The sequence below is a fragment of the Rhizobium sp. X9 genome, from assembly GCF_018873185.1.
GTDB lineage: Bacteria > Pseudomonadota > Alphaproteobacteria > Rhizobiales > Rhizobiaceae > Agrobacterium > Agrobacterium oryzihabitans.
Window position 1 is genome coordinate 1508405 of the sequence record NZ_CP071312.1, and the last position, 21292, is coordinate 1529696.

Sequence of the window (21292 nt, forward strand, 5' to 3'; positions counted from 1 at the left end):
CGTCAGGGCAGGAAGGCAAGCAGACGTCTTTCATCCGCCCTGAGGCCCGACACGGGTTTTGCCCCGACCTTCAGGATGCGGCCAAGCTTCTTCTGCGCCTTCTCCTCCGTCGCGATATCGAGAACGGCAGGGTGGACGTAGCTCTTGCGGCAGATGGCGGGCGTATTGGAAAGCTCCACCGCCGCTGCCTGGCACATGCCCTTGATGCTGGGTTTTTCACCGGCTGCCACATGCTCCATCGCATGGCAGAAGGCGGCCAGGGTGCCGCCCCAGGTGCGGAAGGTCTTGGCGGAGATGCCCTGACCGCCAATGCGGGAAAGATAGGCGTTGAGATCGCTGGAATCGACCGAATGCACCCGGTTTTCGCTGTCCTGCCAGACAAACAGCTCCTTGCCCGGCAGATCGGCGATTTCTTCGAGGATTTTCTGAAGGCGGGGGTGGCGCAGCTGGCGCTTCACCTTTTGCCCGCCCTTTGCGGCAAACCGCAGCTCGATGGTTTCACCGAAGGAGACGTGCCGCTTGAGCAAGGTGGTTGCGCCATAGGTACCGTTGGTTTCGAGATAGGAGCGGTTGCCGACGCGCAGATAGGCTGCATCAAGAAGCAGTGTAAGGGCGGCCAGCGTCATCTCCTGCCCATGATCCTGCCTTTCAATATCGGCAATGGCACGACGGCGGATGGCGGGCAGCGCCTTGCCGAAGCTTTTCAGCTGAAAGAATTTCGTCTCGCCCCGCATGGCGTGCCAGTCGGGATGGTAACGATATTGCTTTCGCCCGCGCGCATCGAAGCCCGTGGCCTGCAAGTGCCCGGCGGGATCGATACATATCCAGACGTCTCTATAGGCAGGTGGTACGCCGAGCGACTTGATGCGCTTCAGTTCAACGCTGTCGGACAGGAGTTCGCCACCCGGCAGCCGGTAACAGAAACCGCGCCCGCGCTTTTCGCGGGCTATCCCCGGTTCCTGATCGTTGACATAGGCAAGTCCGATTTTTGCAAGAAGGCGGGTGGTTGGTTGTGGCATCGTTTTTTCCGGCAGGTTTCACGCTGCGGCAAACGAAAAACAGGCCGCCTTCGTTCCGGCGGCCTGTCCGTATCGATTATCCGTTTTTATCAGCCGGCCTTGGCGATCCTCAGGATCTGGGATTCGCCACCACCCCGCTCCTCGGTCACGGCATAGATCGCGCCATCCGGACCGACCTTCACGTCGCGGATGCGCGCCTCGAGCGGCAACCGGCTTTCGGTCGCGACCTTGTCGCCGTCGAGATGCAGGATGACGAGGCCCTGGCTCACCAGACCGCCAACGATGAAGGCGCCCTTCCATTCGGGAATCTGGTCGCCCTCATAAAACGCCATGCCGGAGGGGCCGATGACCGGGTCCCAATAATAGACCGGCTGCTCCATGCCTTCCCTGGCCGTGGCACCTTCACCAACGGCCCTGCCGCTATATTCGATGCCGTAGGTTATGACAGGCCAGCCATAGTTCAGGCCTGCTTTCGGCAGGTTCAGTTCATCGCCGCCTCTCGGGCCGTGTTCCACGGTCCAGAGCCTGCCTTCTCCGTCCAATGCTGCCGCCTGCAGGTTGCGGTGGCCGTAGCTCCATATCTCGGGAAGGGCATTCTGCTGGCCGGCGAAGGGATTGCCTTCGAAGGCTTTGCCTTGCGCATCAATGCGGAAGACCTTGCCGAGGCCGCTGGACAGATCCTGCGCCTGCACGCGCGGCGTCGCATCGGAGCGTTCGCCGACAGTGACATAAAGCTCGTTATTCGGCCCGAAGACCAAACGCGAGCCGAAATGCTTATCGCCATCATAGGTCGGCATCTGGCGGAAGATCACCGCGACATTTTCAAGTTTGGCCGCGCCGCCTTCCTCGGTCAGTTTTGCCGAGGCGACCGAGGTGCCATTGCCGCCGTCACGCGGTTCGGAGAAGGAAAAGAAGATGGCGCGCGATGTCTCGAAATCCGGCGCAAGCGCTATGTCGAGAAGACCGCCCTGTCCGGCAGAGGCGACTTCCGGCACGCCTTCCATGGCGGGGCCGGCCTTGCCGTCGGCAACGATGTGCATGGCGCCTTCCTTGGCCGCAACGATCATGCGGCCATCGGGCAGAAACTCCATCGACCAGAGATGTGGCAGGCCCTCGGCAATGACGGTTTTTTCGACGTCCGGCTGGGTTGCGGCCTGTGGCGCACGGGTCTGACCCTCGAAAGCCGGTTTCTGATCCGGCGCATTGGCCCGTTTCGTCTCGGCAGCCGGGGCGGTCTGTGCGTGGGCGGCGCCAGCAAGCGGTACGGCAAGCAGCGCAAATAGCATCGTCGAACTCAGAAATCGGTTGTTGCGGAACATGGGTCTCCCTTCCTTCGTTTGCGTCAGGCACAAACCATTTGGGGAGGATTTCGTTTCTTGCGATAGCTTCAAGAAAACTTGATGAGTTCGTGTGCAGGCGACGCCCTCTTTTATCATCCGTACGAATTCGTAGGGAACCGCAATCATGCATCCACGTTTCCCTCTGGTTGTACGGAGGGCGCCATGCAGATCATCGATAACAAGACCATAGACGGGAACAGAACCAAGCCGATCCTCAATGTCGCAGAATTCTGTCGCCGTTACCGACTGGACAAGACCGAGGAGACCCGGCTCAGAAAGCTGTTCGGCGAGTTCGCTTCGCGGCACGAGCTTCTGATGAATGCGCAGTGCAAACCGAATTTCCGCTGATCATTCCTCCGGGTCGAGAGATTTCCCTAAGATCATGAAGACATCATAACGGGTGTTCTTGCCCATTATCTGATGCGAGGGTTTGCGAATGCCCGGCATAGGTTCGGCGCGCAGGGGCCATTTAAGAACAACCCGTTTCGTTGCATTATCAAGCGCCGCCTCCATCAGTTCCACCTGATCGGGATCGGATCCCACCAGTTCGCGCAACACCCGCATCTCCTTTTTCACCAGCGCCGTATTGTGGCGCGGCGGATGCATGGGGTCGACAATCACCACTTCCGGCGAAAGTTCTTTCAGCAGGTGCCTTGAATCACCCTGCAGCAGCGTCATGCGCGACGCGGCCTCCGCATAGGCGCCGCCGGCCTCCAATGCGCGGCGAATGCCGTCTGCTAGATGGGCATGCATGCCCGGCGAGCGTTCGATCAAGGTTACCTCCGCGCCGAGTGATGCGAGCAGAAAGGCATCCCGCCCGAGCCCTGCCGTGGCATCCACGATTTTTGGGGTGCGGCCTTTCGTGAAGCCTGCGGCTTTCGGCAGGGCCTGTCCACGCCCCTCGCCGGAGCGGAAACGATGCCCGACCGCACCGCCGACAAAATCCACCACGAAGCTTTCGTCTTGTTCTTTCATCGCAGGCCTCAAAACGGGCAGGGCACGGTGTAGGTGACGTCACGGCCATCCGGGTGGCGAAAGCCCACCGCCTCGGCATGCAGCATCAGGCGCGGCGCGGCGGCAAGCGCCTCACCTTCGGCATAAAATTCATCGCCAAGGATCGGATGGCCGAGAGCCTTCATATGCACCCGCAATTGATGGGTGCGGCCGGTGAGAGGGGTAAGTGCGAGCCTCGTTGCGGGAAGTGGCAATCTTTCCAGCACGCGCCACAGGCTTTGCGCCGGCTTGCCATTTTCATGGTCGACGCGGTGGCGGGGCTTGTTTTCCGGGTCGATCGCGAGCGGCAGGTCCACTTCACCCTCTTCGCCTTCGATCTCTCCCCAGACGACGGCCACGTAGGATTTGCGCGTCTGGCGGTTCTCGAACTGGGCGGCGACAGCAGCGTGCGCCTTGCGGTTCAGGGACATCAGCACGATACCGGAGGTATCCTTGTCCAGCCGGTTGATCATCAGCGCTTTTGGAAATTGCTCCTGCACACGCGTCAAAAGACTGTCGGACAGCGCCGGATCGCGCCCCGGCACCGACAGAAGCCCGCTCGGCTTGTCGAGCACCAGCAGATCGTCATCCCGATGCACGATAGTGAGCCACGGTTCGAGCGGCGGATGATAGACGGGGTTGGAAAGCTCAGATGACATTGCGCTTCCTTAGCACAAATCGCGCAGCGGGCCAGATGCCGACCCACAATATGATATTAGTCCGGAATATCGAGATTGACGCGCCCGCTGGTCAGATCGCTGATGAGCCGTGTCAGGCGCTCTGCCTCTTCCGCCGGAACCGAAAGCAGCATATCCGCACCGCTGCCGGTGAAATCCTCCCTTTCCACCCGCAGATTCTGTGTGGCGGAAAGGCGCGATTTCACCAGAGCCAGATCGGAAAAGGGGCAGCTCAGTGTCGCGCTGACATAGGCGATGACCGGCGAGGTTTCTCCAAGTCGAAGGCAGGCCGCCGCCGTGCCGCCATAGGCGCGCATCAGGCCACCGCTGCCGAGCAGGATGCCGCCGAACCAGCGGATGACGAGAACGGCGACATTGTCCAGCGTCTGACCATCAATTGCCTGAAGGATCGGTTTTCCGGCGGTGCCGGAAGGTTCGCCGTCATCGCTGAAACGATAGGTCTGACCGGTTCGCCAGGCCCAGCAATTGTGATTTGCATCGACATCAGAATGCGCCGCCAGAAAGGTTTTCGCGTCTTCCTCACCGGTCACGGGTGCTGCAAAGGCGATGAAGCGGCTTTTCTTGATATCCTGCGAAAAGGTGACGGGTCGATCGAGCGTGAACATGCGCGTTTCAATATCGCATATATTCAGTCACGGAAATCGGTATAAGGCCACGATGGCTAAGATGGCGATGGAGCGGGTTTTGAAGGAAGCAAGGCGGGTCGCGATTGTCGGCGGCGGGCCGGCGGGGCTGATGGCGGCCGAAGTGCTGTCGGCTACAGGCCATGCCGTGACGGTGTTCGAAGCGATGCCGACCGTGGCGCGCAAATTGTTGATGGCCGGGAAATCCGGTCTCAACATCACCCATGCCGAAGACTACGGCAGTTTCGTCCATCGTTTTGGCGAAGCCGGGCCAAGACTGCGCGCGGCGCTGGACGACTTCACACCCGACATGCTGCGCGACTGGGCGCAGGGTCTGGGGCAGGAAACCTTCGTCGGCACCTCCGGCCGGGTGTTTCCAACCGTCATGAAGGCCTCGCCGCTGTTGCGGGCATGGCTCGCCCGGCTGGAGGCGCAGGGTGTGACCATCAGGACCCGGCACCGCTGGACGGGTTTTTCAGGCGATCGACTGGTTTTCGCGACACCCGAGGGCGAGGTTGCCGTCGAGGCCGATGCCGTTCTCCTGGCGCTCGGCGGCGCAAGCTGGCCGCGTCTGGGGTCCGATGCCGCATGGGTTCCAGCACTGGCGGCAAAGGGCGTGGCGCTTGACCCGTTCAGACCTGCCAATTGCGGTTTCGATGTCGACTGGAGCGATGTGTTCCGGCAGCGTTTTGCAGGCGAGGCGCTGAAATCCGTCATCACCATTTCTCCCGCAGGTGCGTTTCAGGGCGAGTTCGTGGTGACGCAGCACGGGGTTGAGGGCAGCGTCATCTACGCCCATTCCGCTGCATTGCGCGACCGGCTGGAACAGAAGGGCAAGGTTTCGCTTGTCGTTGATCTCGCGCCGGGGCGCACCGTGGAGCGCCTCAGCCTGGATCTGGCAAAGCTCGGCCGCAAGGAAAGTTTCGCAAACCGCCTGCGCAAGGCTGGTGGCCTCTCCGCCGTCAAGGTTGGGCTTCTACGGGAAATCTTTCCCGATATAGCGGCCATGCCGGATGATCTGGTCGCCGCAAGAATAAAACATGCGGAAATTCCGCTTTTGCGGCCAAGGCCGATTGCCGAGGCGATTTCATCGGCCGGCGGTATCGTCTGGGGCGGCCTTGATGAAAATTACATGCTGAAAAGGCTCCCCGGCGTGTTTGCCGCCGGGGAAATGCTGGACTGGGAGGCGCCGACCGGCGGTTATCTGCTGACGGCCTGTTTCGCCACCGGCAAGGTCGCCGCCAAGGGCATTGCCAGGTGGCTTGAAGGATCAGCCTGATAGCCGTTCCGCCATGTCTGCGTCTTCGCCAGAGGCGGTTCTGACGAGACAGCGCATGATGGCGTCGGTGGTGACGGTGCCGAGCGACTTGCCGTTTTCTCCAACGACCGTGGCGCTGCTGACATTTTCCCGGACGAGCGCGCGCAGGCCCTCTTCAACCGTCATATCCGCAGCGAGCTGAAGCCGCGACTGGCCGGAAAATTCCGGCTGGACGATGGCGCCGAGGCGGATGACGCGGCCGCGATTGACCTCCTCCACGAAGGCTTCGATATAGCTGTCGGCCGGTGACATGACGATTTCGGCGGCCGTGCCCTGCTGGATGATTTCGCCGTCACGCAGGATGGCGATCTTGTCGCCCAGCCGCAGGGCTTCGTCGAGATCGTGAGTGATGAAGACCACGGTCTTTTTCAACTCCTTCTGCAGTTCCAGCAGCACCGTCTGCATGTCGACGCGGATGAGCGGATCGAGCGCCGAATAGGCCTCGTCCATCAGCAGGATTTCGGCATTGTTGGTGAGCGCCCGGGCGAGGCCAACGCGCTGCTGCATGCCGCCGGAAAGCTGGTTTGGATAGTGGCTGGAGAAGCCCTCGAGCCCCACGCGCCGGATCCAGACTTCGGCCCGCTCTTCCCGCTCGCGCTTGTCGACGCCTTGCACCTCGAGCCCGTAGACGACATTCTGCAGCACGTTGCGATGCGGCAGCAGGCCGAATTTCTGGAACACCATCGCCGTCTTGTGGCGGCGGAATTCCAGAAGTTCCGCTTCGTTGAGGCGACAGACATCGGTGCCGCCATAGAGGATTTCCCCGGCCGTCGGGTCGATCAACCGGTTGACGTGGCGGATCAGCGTCGATTTGCCCGAGCCGGAAAGACCCATGATCACGGTGATCTGGCCGCCGGGCATAGTGATGCTGATATCGCGAAGACCGAGCACGTGACCGTGTCTGGCATTCAGTTCCGTCTTGGACATGCCGCCCCGCACGGCGTCGACATAGTCCGCCGCCTTGGAGCCAAAGATCTTGTAGAGGCTGCGGATTTCGATCGATTGACTAGCCATGCGCCACTTCCCGGTGTTTTTGCAGTCGAAGGCCATAGGCCTGGCTGATGCGGTCGAAGATGATGGCGATGCCGACGATGGCAAGCCCGTTGAATACGCCGAGCGTGAAATACTGGTTGGCAATGGCCTTCAGCACCGGCTGGCCAAGACCCTGCACGCCGATCATGGAGGCGATGACCACCATGGCAAGCGCCATCATGATCGTCTGGTTGATGCCAGCCATGATGGTGGGAAGTGCGAGCGGCAGCTGCACCTTGAAGAGTTTCTGGCGCTTTGACGATCCGAAAGCGTCGGCGGCTTCGAGAACGTCACGGTCGACCATGCGGATGCCGAGATTGGTGAGCCGGATCATCGGCGGAATGGCGTAGATGACGACGGCGATAACACCAGGCACGCGGCCGATGCCGAGCAGCATGACAACGGGAATGAGGTAGACGAAACTCGGCATCGTCTGCATGACGTCGAGAATGGGATTGACGACATTCTGCAGGCGGTTGGAGCGCGCCATGGCGATGCCAATCGGCAGGCCGATGACGATGGACAGAACGGCGCAGACGAAAATCATCGAGACCGTCTTCATCGTGTCTTCCCACATGCCGAACCAGCCGATGGCAAAAAGAATACCGCAACACAGCGCAACAATGGTGGCGCTGCGGCTGGCGAACCAGGCAAGCACGCCGACAATAAGAATAACGACCGGCCAGGGCGCGCCGATCAAAAGCCTTTCCGCCCAGATGAGGAAGCTCTGGAGGGGCGTGAAGAGCCCCTCTATCGCGCTGCCATAGGTTCGGGTGAATGCCCGGAAACCCTCGTCGATGACTTTCTTCAGCGCACGCAGGGCATCGTCATTCATGGTCGGAAATTTGAAAAGCCATTCCATATCCTGTTCTCCATGACGAAGCGGAGGCGGGGACCCAAATCCTCCGCGCTCCGGGAGTAAGATCGTCAGAGCGCCGCACGTCTGTTCCCAGGCCAGACGGAACGCTCTATTCTGTCGAACCGACGCATCGTGCCTCCACGAAAGCCAATTGGCCTTCCGGCATCGATGCGGCTCGGCGCCGCCATTGACGGACGCCTTCTACCGGAAAGATGTGTCGCGCCGTCCTTAAAGGGCGGCCTTGACCTTTTCCGCGACGTCAGGAGAAACCCAGCCCGTCCAGAGGGCCTCGTTTTCCTTCAGGAAGTGTTTGGCGCCATCTTCGCCCGTCGCTTGGTTGTCTGTCATCCAGGCGATCAGTTTGTTAACGGTATCGTTGGTCCAGGCGCGCTTGTTCAGATAATCCATGGCCGGGCCGGCGCGGTCGGCAAAGGTCTTGCTGACCAGCGTCTGCACGTCGTCCACCTGCCAAGCATTTGGCTTCGGGTCGGCGCAGTCGGCGACGGACGTGCAGCGCTTCCACTCGGCGGCGTCATATTCGGTGCCGAAGCCGAGTTTCACCATTTCATATTTGCCCAGCAGCGACGTGGGCGCCCAGTAATAACCGACCCATGGCTGCTTGGCCTCGTAAGCCTTGGCGATGGAGCCATCGAGGCCGGCGGCGGAGCCGGTGTCGACGAGGGTGAAGCCCGCCTTCTCACCGCCGAAAGCCTTGAAGAGCTGGGCGGTAACGACCGTCCCGCCCCAGCCCTGCGGGCCGTTGAAGACGGCACCCTTGGCCTTATCCTCGGGCGATGGGAAAAGTTCGGGATGTTTGAAGAGATCGGGAATGGTCTTGAGGTCGGGATTGGCGTCCGCGACATATTTCGGAATCCACCATCCCTGAACGGCGCCGTCCGAGAGGATCTTGGCGCCTGCGACGACCTTGCCGCCTTCCAGGCCCTGTTTGACGATTTCCGGCTGCAGGCTGACCCAGGCCTCTGGCGCTATGTCCGGCTGGCCCTTTTCGGCCATGGACGTCAATGTCGGCACGGTATCGCCGGTGACGATTTCGGCGGCGCAGCCATAGCCTTTTTCAAGAATGAGCTTGTCGAGATTGGCGGCGACTTCGGCGGATTGCCAGTTCATGCTGGCGATGGTGACGTTTCCACAGTCGGCGGCAAAGGCAACGCCGCCTGAAAAGGCGAAGCCGGCGGAAAGAATTGTGGCACCCAAAAGTATTTTCATTTTTGTTCCCTCTGGTCGCGGTGTGGCGGAGACCCGGGTGCGGACGGCACCGCGACCGTCAGCGTTTGTATTGAGGCTTAATAATTCCTTTGTTGTCGTTCCGTTTGCGGCAATTTCTGGCGTATTGAGGATGGCAATTGTCAATCAATCATCACGTTTACCGGGTGCATCTGTAAAATTTGCGGCTTGTGGATGTCGCTTTCCCGCCGCTTTGCCGGTGATGCATGCAGTCATTTTCGTCGCGGCTGGAACTTATCCGGAATCTGAAAAAGCCGGGAACAATAAAACGAAGTTTCTGTTTTCTTGGACATTTATTCCGTTCTGTATTACGGGAAATTTCGTCTCTTTTTTTGTGGTGATATTGAATGACCAATTTTCGTGCTGCCCCGGTATGGCCGATCGGTGGCGGTGAAACGGGTGAGCTTGTGCGCGGCTTCGACTGGTCGAAGACATCGCTCGGTGCGATTAGCGACTGGCCGCAAAATCTGAGGCAGAAGGCTAATTCCGTCGTCAATTCGCCCATTCCGCAGGTGCTGATGTGGGGCGCCGATCATGTGATGATTTACAATGACGGCTATGCGGAAATCGCCGGCAATTATCATCCTCAGGCGCTGGGCGGAACCGTGCCCGGCATCTGGCCGGAAATATGGGACTGGAACAGCCGTATTCTCGAAGCCGGCTTTCGCGGTGAGGTCATGGCCTATCGCGACCAGCCGATGACGCTGATGCGCAATGGCCGCCCGGAAGAGGTGATCTTCGACCTGTTCTACACGCCGATCTACAATGAGGGCGGCACGGTGGACGGTGTCCTTTGCACCGTCCTTGACAATACAGATAAGGTGAAGGCCGTCGAGGCGCTGGAACAGAGCCGCAAGGAACTAAGCCGACTTACCAATGCCCTGCCGATCCTGGTGGGCTATGTCGATCGCGACTATGTCTATAAATTCGCCAATGACGGTTATCTGGAATGGTTCGGCCGCAGCGCCGATGAGGTGATTGGCCGCAGCGTTCCCGACATTGTCGGCGAGGCGTTCTTCGAGTCGCGCAGGGCCTATCTCGATCGTGCGCTCGGCGGCGAGAAGATTGTTTCCGATACCGTGATCAGCAGACCGGATGGCAGCAAGCGTTCCGCCGAAATCCGTTACGTTCCACGCTATATCGCCGATGGGTCCATCGACGGTATTTATGTCCTGATCATCGATATCGAGGAGAGGAAGCGCGCCGAGCAGGAGATCGTGCTCAGCAACAACCGTTTCCGCGCCGCGGTGGATGCCGTGCACGGTGTGCTGTGGACCAACAGCGCCGAAGGAATGATGCTGGGTGAGCAACCGGCCTGGGCCGCGCTGACCGGGCAGAGCTTTGACGACTATCAGCGGTTTGGCTGGGTCGAGGCGGTTCACCCCGACGACAGGGAACACTCGCTGGAAAGCTGGAAAAAAGCCGTTTCCGCGCGGACGACCTATGTGTGGGAGCACCGCGTGCGCCGCCATGACGGCGTCTACCGCACCTTTGCAATCCGTGGCGTTCCGATTTTCGACAAGGCCGGCGCCATTGCCGAATGGGTCGGTGTCCACACGGATGTCACCGAACAGCAGCGCGCCGAAAATACGCTGAAGGAACATGCCAGCAATCTCGAACGCGAGATCCGCCACCGCATAAGAGCCGAAGAGCAGCTTCGCCAGCTCAACGAAGGGCTGGAAGCTCGTGTCGAGACGGAAATCGCCGAGCGCCGCCAGACCGAAAGGGCACTGCAGCAGGCGCAGAAAATGGAATCCATCGGCCAGCTGACGGGTGGCGTCGCGCATGACTTCAACAATCTGCTGCAGGTAATCGCAGGCAATCTGCAATTGCTGTCGAAGGATGTGACCGGCAATGAGCGCGCCGAGCGACGGTTGGAGAATGCGCTGGCGGGTGTCCATCGCGGCGCAAAGCTTGCAAGCCAGCTTCTGGCCTTCGGCCGGCGGCAGGCGCTGGAGCCGCGTGTCATCAACATTGCCCGTTTTGTGACAGGCATGGACGATCTGTTGCGCCGTTCGCTCGGCGAGGCGATCGAGGTGGAGGTCATCACCTCCGGCGGCCTGTGGAACACCTATGCCGACCCCAACCAGGTGGAGAACGCACTTCTCAATCTCGCGATCAATGCGCGCGACGCCATGGAAGGGCATGGCAAGCTGACGATTGAAGTGGGCAATGCGGTGCTCGATCGCGATTATGCCCGCAAACACTCGGAGGTTTCGGCGGGGCAATATATCATGCTCGCCGTCACCGATACCGGATCGGGCATGTCGCCGGATATTCTGGAAAAGGTTTTCGAGCCATTCTTCTCGACCAAACCGGAGGGCAAGGGCACGGGTCTTGGCCTCTCGATGGTCTATGGTTTTGCAAAACAGTCCAGCGGTCACGTCAACATCTATAGCGAGGTGGGGCAGGGCACGACTGTGAAGATGTATCTGCCGCGCTCCGCCGCCGACGAGGACAGGGAAGTGGTCATGCCGACCGGCCCTGTCGAAGGTGGAACCGAAACGATCCTGGTGGTGGAAGACGACGAAGAGGTGCGTGGCACCGTCGTCGAGACGCTGAACGATCTCGGCTATCGTGTGCTGACCGCCCGCGACGCGCAGGCCGGTTTGACGGTGGTCGAAAGCGGCATTCCAATCGATGTCATCTTCACCGACGTGGTGATGCCCGGGCCTTTGAAAAGCCGGGAAATGGCGCGTCGGGCACAGGAACGGCTGCCAAATCTCGCGGTGCTCTTCACTTCCGGTTATACGGAAAACTCCATCGTGCATGGCGGCAAGCTGGATGCCGGGGTTGAACTTCTCTCCAAGCCCTATACGCGCGAAGCGCTGGCGCGGCGCATCCGCCACGTCATAGCCAATCGCAAACAGGTTTCGTTGGTGAAAGGGAGGTCGGCATCTGCATCGAACCATTCAAAGGCCGTCGAACCTGCGAAGACTATTGGAAATGAAAACGGGCCGGTTCGTGTGCTTCTGGTGGAGGATGACGAGCTGATCCGGATGAATTCGACGGAGATGCTGTCGGATAGCGGCTTCACCGTGGTCGAGGCCGGAAATGCGGCACAGGCGCTGAAAGCGATCGAGGCGGAACATATCGATGTTCTCGTCACCGATATCGGTCTGCCGGACATGAAGGGCGGCGAGCTGGCGGTGGAGGCTCTGCGCCGGAAGCCTGGACTGGCCGTCGTTTTTGCAACGGGTGACAGCCATATGCCGGAAGGAGCGCCGGAAACCGCTGTGCTGTTGACCAAGCCTTATGACGAACAGCAGATCATCTCGGCCGTCGAACTGGCGCATACGGCAAAGACGTCGGCCGGGGAGTAGACCGCCCGCCGTCCTGTCTCAGTAACCGCGCGCCATATCGACCGTTTCCGGCAGGGTGCCCGTCTCGCGCCATGTCCGGACATTGCTGGCGACGATCCGTGCCGAGCTTTCCCGGCTGGTCGGCGCGGAAATATGCGGCAGCACGGTGACCTTCGGGTGTTGCCAGAATGGTGATGCTGCAGGCAGTGGTTCCTGTTCGAACACATCGAGGACTGCGTGCGAAAGCTTGCCGGAATCAAGCGCCGCGATTAGGTCGTCGGCAACGATGACGGCTCCGCGGGCGAAATTGATGATTGCGGCACCGTTTTTCATTGCGGCGAGGCGGCTGGCGTTCACGAGACCGCGCGTCGCATCGGTGAGCGGCACCAGGCAGACGAGGATGTCGCTTTTCTCCAGCAATCCTTGCAGCCCGTCATCGCCCGTCAGCGTTTCCACCCCCTCGATTGCCTTGGACGAGCGGCTCCAGCCCGTAACATTGAAGCCCGCGTGAAGCAGGCGCTCCGCCGCAGCCGCGCCGAGTGCACCGAGGCCGAGCAGACCGATGGTCATCTCGCCCGGATGGCGATAGTCGAGTTCTTGCCAGAGGGCTTTTTGCTGGTTGTCGCGATAGGCGGGCATGTCGCGCTGCAAATAATATGTCCATGCCAGCACGGCTTCCGCCATGACACGCGAAAGCTCCGGGTCCTTCAGCCGGACAATCGGCGGTGCCTTCTCTCCCAGTTCCAGCACGAGCCGTTCGACGCCGGCCCACAGGCTGTGGATCCATGTGAGGCCCGGAAGTGCTGCAATGTCTGCCGGGTCAGGGTTGGCGACGATGGCGAATTCCACCATGCGCCGCTGTTCTTCGCTGAGTTCGGAAAAGGAAAGAATGTGCTCCTGCGGCATCGCAGCGCGCAGCGCCTCCTTCCAGACGGTTTCCGTCTCCGCATTCATCCGCGAAACAAAGGCGATGGGTGATGACATGAAATTCGGTCCTGCCTGCGATTGCTCTTTCCGTCATCAATGCGCAATTTCGGGAGGCAATGCCATAGGTCGGACGGCGAAATTCACGCCGAAGAGATTTTTCGGCAAGACGATTTTCTGGCCATCGGCAGTCTAAAAAATGCTGCACCCGTTCTCAGCCCTCGTCGTCATCCTCGCCTCAAGGGCGAGGATGACGACGGAGAGGTTCTTGAGTTGTGTCCGCTGCCACCTTGCGGCGGATCAACGCTTAAGCGTTCTCCTTCACCGGAGGCTTGGCGTCGCCGTAATAGGCCGAGAAGCTCTCATGGTAGTGCTCCGAACCGCCCGGGCCGGCGTAACGCTGCAATTCCGTCATGTCGGTCTTATTGAGCACGATGCCCAGCGTCTTGTTGGCGATCTGGGGTTCATTCGCCATCAGGTTCTGCACCATCTGGATCGGCGTCTTGCCCCATTCCGTGACGAAGACAAAACCGTCGACCTGCGGCGCAAAGGCTTTCGCATCGATGACGGGAACAACCGGTGCCAGGTCGACGATGATGTAGTCGCAGGCCTCACGCGCCGATTCGATGAATTTGCGCATGCCGGAGGAAGCCAGCAATTCACTTGAATGGGCGAACTGGTTGCTGGTCGAAACCGGCAAGATGCCCATCTTCGTGCGGGTGTCGACCTTCACCGCCTGCGTCCACGGGATTTCGTCAAGGACGACCTCCACCAGACCGGCGGATTGCCGTGTCGTCAGCATGCGGCTGAGCCCGGGGTTGCGAATGTCGGCATCCACCACCAGCGTGCGTTTGCCGGTGGAGGCGATCAGCCCGGCCAGATTGAGTGCGACGACCGACTTGCCTTCGTTCGGCAGGCAGGAGATGACGCCGATGACCCGGCACTGGCGTTCCTGAATGACGACATCCGCCGTCAGCTTCACATTGCGAAGCGTCTCAGCAAAGCTGGAGCGCGGGCTGTCGACGGCAAGGCGCAGCATCTTCTGGAACGAGACCTGGCCGCTTTCGTCGAGGGTGGTGTTCTCGCTGCCGGGGGTGGCCGCGCTGGTGCCCGTTTTTGCCGGCTCTACGCCCCTTTCCCCGATAAAGGGCAGGTAGCCCAGAAAACGCATGCGCAGATTGTCGCGCACATCGTTGCCGGTGTGGAAGAAGCGATCCCGGAATTCGAGAAGCGCTGCAATGCCGCCACCCAGCATCAGGCCGAGGATGACCGAAAGCGCCATGGTCATGGTCTTTTTCGGGCTCGAAGGCGCCGTTGGCAGACCTGCTTCGGAAATGATGCGGGCCTTGGCGATCGGCAGCGACTGCTTCTGCGAGGCTTCCTCGAAACGGCCGAGATAGGACTGATAGAGCGTGCGCAACGCGGTTGCCCGCTGCTCCAGCTCGCGCAATTGCACCATGGTGACATTGGCCTGCGAGTTGTTGCCGGCAACACGGTCAATGCTGTCGCGCAGCGACTGCACGCGGGAATTGGAAACTTCATATTCGTTCTTCAGGCTGCCGGTCAGCTGCTGCAGTTCCTGATAAATCTGGCGCGCAACCTCTTTCTTTTCGCTGTCCAGCGCGACCGCTTGTGGATGATCGGCGCCGAATTGCTGCGCGACGCCCTGCAGACGGTCAGAGATTGTAATGTAGCGTTTGCGAAGATCCTGAATGACGGAATTGTCGGTGTCGCGTGCGGAAACGACCGCATTGTCGACGGCTGCATCCGGACCACGGTCGATTATGGATTTGTACTGGCCATAACGGGCCGACGCGGTCGCTGCATCCGCCTGCGCGGCGATAAGCTGGCCGTTGAGATCGGCAAGCTGGCTTTCCGACATCAGCTCGCCGCGCGAGGAAACGATGTTATTGTCCGACCTGAATTTCTGCACCGCCAGTTCGGCCGCCTGGGCACGCTGGTTGAGGTCGGTCATGCGTTCCTGCAGCCACACGGAGGCGCGCTCGCTGGCATCGAAATTGGCGTTCAGCTGTTCGGTCAGATAGGCCTGCGCATAGGTTTTCGCGATCTGTGCTGCAAGCTGCCGGTCCGTCGAGCGGGTGGAAATGGCGATGACCGAACTGCGGCCGACACGCTCCACCGTCAGCGATTGCTGCAGCACGGCGGCCGCCTTTTCGCGGCGTCCGGCGCGGATTGCGGCTTCGGAAGCGGGCGGGTCACCCGGCAGGATGAGATCAACGATGCCGCGCACGGAGGATTTTACGAGTTCCACCGGCGACATCGGCGGATTGACGATGGTGTCATTCTCATAAAGCCTGGCCTTGTCGACCACGGTCAGCGCCATTTCCTTTGACTTCAGGATTTCCACGGCGCTTGCAATGCGGTTGTCGACGATCTGGGCGGCGGGAACCGGTGATTCCTCTTCCGCGTAGCGGGAAAGGCTTTCATCCAGAAGCACCTGCGTCATCGCGGTGTAAACGGGGGTCGCAAGCACCAGATAAAGACCGGCCAGAACCACGGCGGCGATGACCGAGGCGGCAATGACATTGGCACGGCGAACCACGGCGGCCCACAGGCGGTCGAGGTCGATGAACGTGTCGGCATCCTTGCCGGGATCCGGAAAGCCGATATTGGATTTAAAGGTCTTGTGGTGCATGGACCTACCTTGTGAATTAAAAATGGTACGCGGGAAGCCGAGCCTTGGCTCGCCTCCCGCCCCCCGTTATCGATGCGCCGACCGCCTCCCCGGCGGCGCGATTAAAGTCAGGCCGCCTGGACGCGGCTTTCGTGGTTTGCGACCAGTTCCTTCACGGAAGCGAGAACCTGGGCCTCCATGTCGGCGCGCATGAGCGAGAAGGCGACATTGGCGGCGATGAAGCCCTGCTTGCTGCCGCAGTCGAATGTGCGCCCGGTGTATTTCTGCGCATGGAAGACCTGCTTCTCGGCGAGCCGTTTCATGCCGTCGGTCAGCTGGATTTCATTGCCCGCGCCGCGCTCCTGTTTGGCGAGAATATCGAAGATTTCCGGCTGCAGAATATAACGGCCGTTCAGGTAATAATTCGAAGGCGCCTTGGATGGTTCCGGCTTCTCGACCATTTCGGTGACCGCAAAGCCGTGATTGACCTTCTGCCCGACGCCGACGACGCCATAGGACGACACTTCTTCCGGCAGGCATTCTTCAACACCGAGAATATTGCCGCCGACCTCGTCGTAAAGTTCCATCAGCCCGGCAATGCAGCCGCGTGCGCCATAGGAAACCATATCCGGGAGAAGCAGCGCGAAAGGCTCCTTGCCCACCAGTTCGCGCGCGCACCAGACGGCGTGGCCGAGGCCGAGCGGCACCTGCTGGCGCGTGTAACTGACGGTGCCCGCGACTGGCAGCATCTTTTCAAGCTGCAATACCTGCACCGTTTTGCCGGAACGGGTGAGCGTGTTGATAAGCTCGGGCGCGCTGTCGAAATAGTCTTCAATGGCGGTCTTGTTGCGGCTGGTTACGAAAATAATGTGCTCGATACCGGCCTGCATGGCCTCATCGACTGCGTATTGCACGACCGGCCGATCGACGATCGTCAACATTTCCTTCGGCATCGCCTTGGTGGCGGGCAAAAACCGCGTGCCGTTGCCGGCTACGGGAATGACGGCTTTTCTGACAGTTTTGTTCAGGTCCATCGCGTTCTCCTTCATCAAGGTTTGATCTGTCCCCAGTCCGCTTGCAGATTTCTCCGCGCACAGATTTGTCCGCTCACAAATTTTACGAAATCTGCCTTTTCACCCCAGTATTTGCCGCGGGCGCAAACATCGCGTCCCGCAACCTCTTCAGCCGCACGGCAATGGGCATTCTCAAATGGCCCAGCACGGCGGGATCTCTGATCGTGGTCTTCAGCGCGCCGATAATCGAACGGCGCTTGATGTCTTCCACCAATGTCAGGAAATTATGCGCCAGCCGCAGGCTGCGGCTTCTGGCCTGCTGCGCATCCATGGCGGCGGGCAGCAATGCGTAATGGCTCAGAAACTCCTGATCCGCCCGCATCATGCCTTCGACGTGATGAATTTCGAGCACGCGCGAGATCGAGCCTTCGCGGATGTTGTAGACATAACCCGGCTTCGGCTCGATGACGCAGAGGCCGCCGGCGGCGAGCGCCGATGCAAGCAGGATATAGTCCTCGCCGATGCGGATATCCTCGCGGAAACGCAGCCCCTCGCTATCAAGGAAATCGCGCCGGAACATCGGCTTCATGTAACCGAAGTTGAAGGTGGAGCGGAAAAGAATGTTGGAGGAGATGAAGTCCTCAAGGGTGAGGACCGGTCGTTCCTCCAGAAACTCTTCCGGAAACATTGTCTCCATCTGCCTGCCGTCCATATAGGCGACATCGAGATTGTCGACCGCGATGGTGGCATTGGCGGCTTCCGCCCGGCACATCATGCAGGCGGCGCGTTCGGAGCGGATGACATCGTCTGAATCGAGCACGGCGATCCAGCGTCCGGTCGCGGTCTCGATGCCGGCATTGCGTGCGCCGCCCGGCCCGAGGTTCTGTTCGAGCGCAAGCAGCCGCACACGCGGATCGGTGGCGGCAATGGTTTCGACAAGCTGGATCGTTTCGTCAGAGGAGCGGTCGTCCACGACGATAACCTCCAGCGTCACGCCCTGCTGGTCGAGCGCGCTCTGAATGGCGGCTTCGATCGTATCGGCGGCATTATAGGCGGCGATGACGAAGCTGATATCCGGTCCGAGACCGGAAATATCGGCGGGTTGCGATGTGAGGTTTTCCATCAGGTCGCCTCCACCGCGCCGTACTGGCGGATTTCACGCACCCCGAAAGCGCCGCTGGCCGAGCCCATGTGCAAAGCGCCACGCAGCGCATAACGGTTGCGGCGCACGGCGTTAAACCCGTTCAAAGCAGCAAAGACGGCGCAATAGAGCACTTTCGATCCCGCCTTCAGCACCTGCATCACGCGTCTTGCACCTGGTTTCTTTTCAGCAAGCACACGGCCATGGGTCTGGCCGGAGCGGAAACGACGTTTGGCAAGCCACATGAAACGGGCGCGGCTTTCCGGCACCGGCTCGGAGAGCACGGCCTTTTCCGCAAAGACGATGCGACCGCCGGCAGCATGAAGATGCGAGAAGAAATGCGTGTCCTCACCGCCGCTCTGGCCGAGCGCCAGCGCAAAACGCCGGCCCTTCACCGATGGCGCATCCATCTTGAGAAGCGTGTTGCAGGTATAGCCGGTGATGATCTCGCCATTTACCCAGACGGGAACGGTCGAGTGAAAATCGCCGCGTTTCATCCAGCCCGGGGCATTTTCACGATAAACTGCCGTTACCGGGCCGAGAACGGTTTCCGCGCCGGTTTCGTCGGCCTTTTCCAGAAGGGCAACCAGCCAATGCGGCGGCGCGGTCTCGTCATCATCGATGAAGGCCAGATAGTCCGCCTGGCATTCCGACAGGCAGGCGTTGCGGGCAATCGAAATATTCGACTTCGGGCAATGCACGTAGGTGATCTCGAAGGGGGCGGTTTCGCGCAGGCGGTCCACACTGGCCCTGGCGCTCGGCTCCTCGTCATTATCCGCAACAATCAGGCGAACTTTCACGCCTTCCGGCACCTCCAGTTCGAAGAGTGACAGAAGTGTGGCGACGAGCGCCGGACGTCTGTATGTGCAAATGCCGATATCGACGGTTTTGGAATATTGCGGGTTGGCGACGGTGTTGTCGGTCATGAGACAGCCTTTCTTCCCCGGAATTTCAGGAGTTCCAGCCAGAAGCCGGTGGACCACGCCAGATGCATCACCATTGCGGAAAAGGCGGCGAGCGGGCCGTATGGGTTCTTCTGACCTATTGCCATCCACAAGCCATAACCCAGACATGCGGCGATCCAGAGGCCGAGCGGAATAAGTGCTGCCCAATGTACAAGCGAGAGTAAGGCAAGCACGAAGACCGGCAGAACGGCGAGAGGAATCATCTGGCGGATCTTCGGGATCGAGCGGTGTTTCAAAAGGTTCTTCGCGCGGCCGCGGCCATAAGCGAGATATTGCCTGAAGAGCGGCATGACGCTGGCGCGGGGATAATAGGTCATGCGGGTTTTGTCGGTCATCCAGATGCGGAAACCGGATTTGCGCAGTCGGAAATCCAGTTCGGCATCCTCATTGTGGCTGAAGCTTTCATCGTAACCGCCGACCGCATCGAAGGCGGCAATCCGCATCAGCGCATGGTGGCCATGGTCGATCCAGTGGCCTTTCGCGCCTTCGCGGTGTTTGGAGCCGCCATTGCCGAGCTTGGAATTCTGGGCGATTGCCGTCGCTTTCTGGAAGAGGCCGTGTCCTACCGTGTCCATGGCGACAACGACGGAATCCGCGCCGGTGCGATCGGCATCCTCGATCAGACGCTGGCAATAATCATCCGGATAATCGCCATGGGCGTCGATACGGATGAGATAATCGAAATCCTCGCCGAAAGTGGCAACGGCAAGGTTGATGCCGGCGCTCTGGATGCGCTTGGGATTGGCGAGAAGCGTGACGCGGTCATCCGTTGCGGCGAAGGCTGAAACGATGTCGCGGGTGCCGTCCGTGCTGCCGCCATCGGCGACAACGATGCGGAAAAAACGCCCCTGCATCGCAGCCGTGAATTTATTGAGCAGCCCCTCGATCGTCCTCGCCTCATTGAGGCAGGGAATGACGATCAGAGTTCTGATGCCGGAATGACCAAGACCTTCCATGATTTGCCCCCTACGCACTACACGGGTGAAAACTGCGCTTGCCGGGCATGGCCGGAAGCGGATTTGGCGAGAGAGGACAATTGCTGGACCAGCTGACGGCAATCGTCGCGGTCGGTCAGCCATTGTTTTTTATCGAGCGCCGAGAGGGCGCCGAAGGCTTCCGCGTAGGTTTGCGGCGTCATGCTGTTGAAAAGAGCGGCCAGATCGTCAGCTCCCGCATTTTGCAGGGCAAAACCGATATCGCGCTTTTCGATGAAACGGGCAGTTTCCGTGCCTGCCAGTGCAATCGGCAGGGTGCCGTAAAGGCAGCCCTCGTAGAGCCGGTTGGGCAGAAGCCAGCTCGAATTCTGGCCTTCCTCGAAAAAGTCGATCGCCCAGGTGAACTGCACTTCATTGTAGATGGCGGCCAGATCCTCGGGGTTCTTGTAGGCACCGTGGAAATGCACATGCGGGGCGGCGGCCACGAAGCCATCGAAATCCGCAAATTCCGAATAGGCCGGGCGGCCGCGCAGGATGATTTCGACCTTGCCATCCATGCGCTTCGCAAAATCGGCGAGGATTTCGAGCGATTTGCGGCAGCGAAGCGCGCCGAACCAGCCGATTTTCCATGGTTCGCCGAGGGCAGGGGCGCGTGGTTGCGGCGTGGCGGCAACGGTGGCGTCGAGCGCCAGAACCTTGTTTTCCTGCAGCAGGACGGGGAGGTTGAGGCCGGATACGGGCTTGAAATAATGGTCTACGAATGCCGGAGAACTGGTGATCAGCAGCTTCGCGTCGCGTGCGAAGTAACGCTGTGCTGCATTCAGCATCTGCCCGGGCTTGCCCTTGTTGAGAAGCAGGCGGTGAATGTCGAGACATTCATAAACCAGCGCCGGCTGGCGGTCGTAAAGAGACATGGCCCGTTTCGCGAGAGCCAGCATCTCCAGGTTTCTGGCAAGAATGACATCCGGTGTGGGTATGCCGCGCAAGGTTTTGCCCAGCGAGAGACTGGCTTTCGCTACAGCCGCCATGCGCTGAAGAAACTGCCCATCGGCCGTTTCCCCGAGAACGACGGGTACGACGCCCTCGATCTCCGCCAGCCTGTTCTGTCCGCGCCGAAAACCCGCCAGCGTCACCCGCGCCCCGCCCGCAAGCAAGGTCAGCACCCGCCGGCGAATGGCGGGGTCCGACAGGTCATGCGCGAGATAAAGAACATGGGTCATGCAGGGGTTCCGGTTGGGTTCATGCGTCAA

General features: G+C 60.2%; 19 protein-coding genes. 4 read left to right on the forward strand and 15 right to left on the reverse strand.

Features of this window, described 5'->3' with window-relative positions; genetic code table 11:
* Nucleotides 1-2 precede the first annotated feature (2 nt).
* Both JZY08_RS21835 and JZY08_RS21840 read right to left on the reverse strand, forming a co-directional pair.
* Nucleotides 3-1019 (reverse strand): DNA topoisomerase IB, encoded by a 1017-nt coding sequence (locus JZY08_RS21835; protein ID WP_216331688.1) that lies wholly within the window; start codon nucleotides 1017-1019, stop codon nucleotides 3-5.
* An 89-nt stretch (nucleotides 1020-1108) separates the two neighbouring features.
* Entirely contained in the window at nucleotides 1109-2338 is a 1230-nt protein-coding gene (locus tag JZY08_RS21840) for a PQQ-dependent sugar dehydrogenase (protein WP_216331689.1), read from the reverse strand.
* Nucleotides 2339-2521: 183 nt separating this feature from the next.
* On the opposite strand from JZY08_RS21840, the gene JZY08_RS21845 reads away from it, so the two are divergent.
* The gene (locus JZY08_RS21845; protein ID WP_216331690.1) at nucleotides 2522-2707 is read left to right on the forward strand and encodes a hypothetical protein; all 186 of its coding nucleotides are present in this window, start codon (nucleotides 2522-2524) and stop codon (nucleotides 2705-2707) included.
* On the opposite strand, the gene JZY08_RS21850 is transcribed toward JZY08_RS21845, so the two are convergent.
* The 3 genes from JZY08_RS21850 to JZY08_RS21860 are packed head-to-tail and all read right to left on the reverse strand — an operon-like array spanning nucleotide 2708 to nucleotide 4655.
* Nucleotides 2708-3334, reverse strand: coding sequence for a class I SAM-dependent methyltransferase (locus tag JZY08_RS21850; protein WP_216331691.1), 627 nt, complete (start codon nucleotides 3332-3334; stop codon nucleotides 2708-2710).
* Between the two features lie 8 nt (nucleotides 3335-3342).
* The gene (locus JZY08_RS21855) at nucleotides 3343-4011 is read right to left on the reverse strand and encodes a pseudouridine synthase (RefSeq protein WP_216331692.1); all 669 of its coding nucleotides are present in this window, start codon (nucleotides 4009-4011) and stop codon (nucleotides 3343-3345) included.
* Nucleotides 4012-4067: 56 nt separating this feature from the next.
* Entirely contained in the window at nucleotides 4068-4655 is a 588-nt protein-coding gene (locus tag JZY08_RS21860; protein ID WP_216331693.1) for a YigZ family protein, read from the reverse strand.
* A gap of 52 nt (nucleotides 4656-4707) precedes the next feature.
* Here JZY08_RS21860 and JZY08_RS21865 point away from each other — a divergent pair, with 52 nt between their 5' ends.
* A complete protein-coding gene (locus JZY08_RS21865; RefSeq protein ID WP_216331694.1) occupies nucleotides 4708-5952 on the forward strand; it encodes a TIGR03862 family flavoprotein in 1245 nt (414 codons plus the stop codon).
* Here the strand turns inward: JZY08_RS21865 and JZY08_RS21870 are convergent.
* The 3 genes from JZY08_RS21870 to JZY08_RS21880 form a co-directional block, all read right to left on the reverse strand.
* Nucleotides 5944-7005 carry a glycine betaine/L-proline ABC transporter ATP-binding protein gene (locus JZY08_RS21870; protein WP_003498320.1) on the reverse strand — a complete coding sequence of 354 codons (1062 nt, stop codon included), beginning with the start codon at nucleotides 7003-7005 and terminating at the stop codon, nucleotides 5944-5946. The two genes, JZY08_RS21865 and JZY08_RS21870, sit on opposite strands and share 9 nt — an antisense overlap.
* Nucleotides 6998-7885, reverse strand: a complete 888-nt coding sequence (locus tag JZY08_RS21875; protein WP_137039393.1) for a proline/glycine betaine ABC transporter permease — start codon at nucleotides 7883-7885, stop codon at nucleotides 6998-7000. Before JZY08_RS21875 ends, JZY08_RS21870 begins: the two co-directional genes overlap by 8 nt.
* 225 nt (nucleotides 7886-8110) lie before the next feature.
* A complete protein-coding gene (locus JZY08_RS21880; protein WP_082185124.1) occupies nucleotides 8111-9109 on the reverse strand; it encodes an ABC transporter substrate-binding protein in 999 nt (332 codons plus the stop codon).
* Between JZY08_RS21880 and JZY08_RS21885 the strand changes: the two genes are divergently transcribed.
* On the forward strand, nucleotides 9087-9521 hold the full coding sequence (locus tag JZY08_RS21885; RefSeq protein ID WP_137067615.1) for a hypothetical protein: 435 nt from the start codon (nucleotides 9087-9089) through the stop codon (nucleotides 9519-9521). The genes JZY08_RS21880 and JZY08_RS21885 overlap by 23 nt on opposite strands.
* The gene (locus JZY08_RS21890; protein ID WP_216331695.1) at nucleotides 9475-12450 is read left to right on the forward strand and encodes a PAS domain S-box protein; all 2976 of its coding nucleotides are present in this window, start codon (nucleotides 9475-9477) and stop codon (nucleotides 12448-12450) included. The genes JZY08_RS21885 and JZY08_RS21890 overlap by 47 nt, the downstream gene beginning before the upstream one ends.
* An 18-nt stretch (nucleotides 12451-12468) precedes the next feature.
* On the opposite strand, the gene JZY08_RS21895 is transcribed toward JZY08_RS21890, so the two are convergent.
* The 7 genes from JZY08_RS21895 to JZY08_RS21925 all read right to left on the reverse strand — a co-directional run bounded on the left by JZY08_RS21895 (nucleotide 12469) and on the right by JZY08_RS21925 (nucleotide 21262).
* Nucleotides 12469-13413 (reverse strand): glyoxylate/hydroxypyruvate reductase A, encoded by a 945-nt coding sequence (locus JZY08_RS21895; RefSeq protein WP_216331696.1) that lies wholly within the window; start codon nucleotides 13411-13413, stop codon nucleotides 12469-12471.
* A gap of 247 nt (nucleotides 13414-13660) precedes the next feature.
* The gene (locus JZY08_RS21900) at nucleotides 13661-16009 is read right to left on the reverse strand and encodes a polysaccharide biosynthesis tyrosine autokinase (protein WP_003498333.1); all 2349 of its coding nucleotides are present in this window, start codon (nucleotides 16007-16009) and stop codon (nucleotides 13661-13663) included.
* A gap of 107 nt (nucleotides 16010-16116) precedes the next feature.
* Complete coding sequence (locus tag JZY08_RS21905; RefSeq protein ID WP_216331697.1) at nucleotides 16117-17022, reverse strand: UTP--glucose-1-phosphate uridylyltransferase; 906 nt, start codon at nucleotides 17020-17022, stop codon at nucleotides 16117-16119.
* 82 nt (nucleotides 17023-17104) lie between these two features.
* The gene (locus JZY08_RS21910; protein ID WP_216331698.1) at nucleotides 17105-18124 is read right to left on the reverse strand and encodes a glycosyltransferase family 2 protein; all 1020 of its coding nucleotides are present in this window, start codon (nucleotides 18122-18124) and stop codon (nucleotides 17105-17107) included.
* A complete protein-coding gene (locus JZY08_RS21915; RefSeq protein ID WP_216331699.1) occupies nucleotides 18124-19068 on the reverse strand; it encodes a glycosyltransferase family 2 protein in 945 nt (314 codons plus the stop codon). Before JZY08_RS21915 ends, JZY08_RS21910 begins: the two co-directional genes overlap by 1 nt.
* Nucleotides 19065-20063 (reverse strand): glycosyltransferase family 2 protein, encoded by a 999-nt coding sequence (locus tag JZY08_RS21920; protein WP_003498341.1) that lies wholly within the window; start codon nucleotides 20061-20063, stop codon nucleotides 19065-19067. The genes JZY08_RS21915 and JZY08_RS21920 overlap by 4 nt, the downstream gene beginning before the upstream one ends.
* Before the next feature lie 17 nt (nucleotides 20064-20080).
* A complete protein-coding gene (locus tag JZY08_RS21925) occupies nucleotides 20081-21262 on the reverse strand; it encodes a glycosyl transferase family 1 (RefSeq protein ID WP_216331700.1) in 1182 nt (393 codons plus the stop codon).
* Between the last annotated feature and the right edge of the window lie 30 nt (nucleotides 21263-21292).